Origin of the sequence: Streptomyces sp. NPDC005752 (assembly GCF_040630715.1) — a bacterium.
Lineage (GTDB): Bacteria > Actinomycetota > Actinomycetes > Streptomycetales > Streptomycetaceae > Streptomyces.
Window position 1 is genome coordinate 1 of record NZ_JBEXYB010000093.1, and the last position, 2,762, is coordinate 2,762.

Annotated in this window: 1 protein-coding gene and 1 pseudogene; both read right to left on the reverse strand. The window is 66.7% G+C overall.

Features of this window, described 5'->3' with window-relative positions; genetic code table 11:
• Nucleotides 1-185 (reverse strand): annotated as a pseudogene (locus ABZ441_RS33495) (translation initiation factor IF-2); the annotation flags it as partial.
• A gap of 158 nt (nucleotides 186-343) precedes the next feature.
• Nucleotides 344-1,732, reverse strand: coding sequence for a type VII secretion-associated serine protease mycosin (mycP, locus tag ABZ441_RS33500; RefSeq protein WP_358981183.1), 1,389 nt, complete (start codon nucleotides 1,730-1,732; stop codon nucleotides 344-346).
• Nucleotides 1,733-2,762 lie beyond the last annotated feature (1,030 nt).

Sequence of the window (2,762 nt, forward strand, 5' to 3'; positions counted from 1 at the left end):
TCTTCGCTCCAGGTGCGGAAGGCTGTGGCGCCCTCGCCCTTCCACTCGACCGTCTGCGGACGGACCTTCAGCTCCTCCGCGATCTCGCGGATCTCTTTCGCCGCACTGATCAACCGGTCCGACGCACCCTGGATCGCCCCACTGTTGGCCATGTCCAGCCAGGCCAGCATGGCCTCGTGCGTCATGCTGTCGAACGGTGTGCCCTGTCCTGCTTTCCCTGTGATCCATCCTCAGCCCCCGTCCGTCCCCCGTGCAGTGCCTGACCGACGCCCTCCGCGTCGCCGACCGTCGCGGCCCGAAGTGTCCCGGGTACGGAGCCTGACGGGCAGTCGCCCTTGCGGATTCAGACGGTGGGACCTTGACCTGGAGGGCCGCTGTACGGTGCACCGGATCCGGAAGCACCGGGAGGGGGCCCGTACGACGGGTATGACGGGTATGGGGGCTGCGGTTGCTGCTGATAGCCGTGCGGCGGCTGGTACGGGTGCGAGACAGCACGGGTAGCGCTTCGGCGGCGGGAGCGGATGACCATGACTGCCACTGCAGCGCCGATGAGGGCCGCCGCACCGACGCCCAGACCGATCCAGAGCGTCATGTTGCCGCTGCCGTCGGAGGTCGGCGCCGCGACGGCCGGCTTGTCGCTCTCCTCAGAACCGCCCGCGGCCTTGGACGGCTTCGCGGAGGGCATCGGGGACTCGGCCGCCGCAAGGTCGGGGAGCGGGTATTCGTCGGCGGGGCCGGGGTCGCCGGGGGTCTTCAGGGCGATCCGGGGGCGGACGACGCCGTAGCCGACATAGTCGTTACGCTCGGCCCCGCTTGTGGGTGCACCTGCGGTGTTCAGCAGAACCCGAAGGACCTGGTTGTTGGTCCAGTCCGGGTGCTTGGACCAGATGAGCGCGGCGGATGCGGAGGCCAAAGCTGAAGCGTCACTGGTCCCGTGTGACTCACAGAACCCGGTCTCGCCGCCACAGGCATGAACCAACTCTTCGCCCGGCGCAGACAAATCGACCTGCGAACCGAACTGTGATTCATCCGTCTTCTGAAGATCCCGCCCAATGGCACCTACACCCACTACGCCAGGTGTACTAGCCGGGTATTCCGCCAGGTTTGCAGCATCACCGCTATTTCCAACAGCCGCAAAAACGAGCGCACCCTCATCCAAGGCATATCGCACAGCTTCTTCCAACTGTCGCGAGCCTGTCGTTACCCCCAGGGAGATATTGACAACCTTGGCGTCGTGGTCAACGGCATATCGAATAGCTTTTGGGATGTTCGCGTGGAAACGCTCATGGGCGGAATCCTGGTTCGCAGCCTTGGTGGCGTCAGGCATGCGGATGGGGAGAATCTTCGCCTCGGGCGCCAACCCGAAAGCCCCATATCCCCCTTCTGCCTTACCTGTTCCAGCGATGATGCCGGCGATCCCCGTTCCGTGACCGCTGTAATCCTCAAGCTCGTTTCCAGGCACACCGTGCTCCAGATTCAGCCCCCTGAGCACTCTTCCGTCAAGGTCAGGATTCGTTGCGTCCACGCCTGTGTCAATGACGGCTACAGTGACACCTGCACCGGTACTCGTAGCCCACATCTTCTCGGCCTGCATCGCATCGAGGTGCCACTGCTCGGAACGGGCCGAATCTGAATACGCGGGCGTCGCCATGCTTCCAATCAGCAATAGCCCCATCACCGCCGGGACCATGATTCGTCGGGTGACTCCCGTATCACTACTGCTGGTGCGCATCCGATTCCTTTGCCGTTTCCATCAGCTCAATCGATCAGTCGATGACTGGAGGAACGACCCGTCGGCCGCCCCCAAGCCACGTTTCCTCATCCTCGACGAGATAGTCCGGCCGTTCGCCCTCACCGCGACTCGGCTTCCCCGGCCTCTGGGGAGTAGTGGCTCCCCCGCGTCCTGCCTGGCCGGCCCGAACACCTTCAGCCGCTGCCGCGCCGCGGACCAAGCCGGTGCCTCCCGGGGTGAAGGAACGACCGGATGTGCGCCCTGTCTGCTGGGGACGGCCGCCCACCACCCCACCGGACTCGCCTGCGAGGCGGCGGCCCCCGACGTTGCCACCGCGGGCACCTCCGGCACCTCCAGTTCCCGCGCCCTGCCCCATCGGCGCACGACCGGCCTGCGCCCCTTCCCCACCGACCACGGTGCCACGAGGAAGACCGTCACGGACCGGGGCCTGCACAGCAGGGCGGCCGCCTACGATTCCGCTTTCACGGGGAGGCCTGTTGATCCCGCCGGCGCCAGGATTTCCCCAGTTGGAGGCCGGAACGGGGGGACGCACACTTCCAGCTGGCCTACCACCACCTGTCACCGGTGAGAGGGCGGGGCGGCTTCCGCCTAGGCCGGGCGCAACGACGTGCGCTGTCGACGGCAGACTGATTTCGCTCTTGCCCCCGTTCGTACCGGGAGGAATCGTTGAGGGGTTCGACGGAGCATCTGGCAACGCAGTAGCTCCGGCGATCTCCATTTCGACAGACCTTGGCACAGGAGCGCTCCCCGGATGAATGGGCGCGGAAACGCTATGTCCTGGAGGTGTCGCTGCAACCTCCGTCGGATAGCCGCCGCCCGGCCCGGTTCCCGGCGAGTGCGGCGGCGCGCCGCCGCCCACGGGCGGGGCCCCGAACTCACGCCCGGCGCTCCCGTACCTCGTGCCCTCCTCAGGCGGCACGATCGCCCCCGGCGGCGGCGGGAACGCCGGCTTCTCCAGGCCGTCCAGCTGCGAGGCCGACAACGCGTACGACTGCGCCAGCTTCCGCAT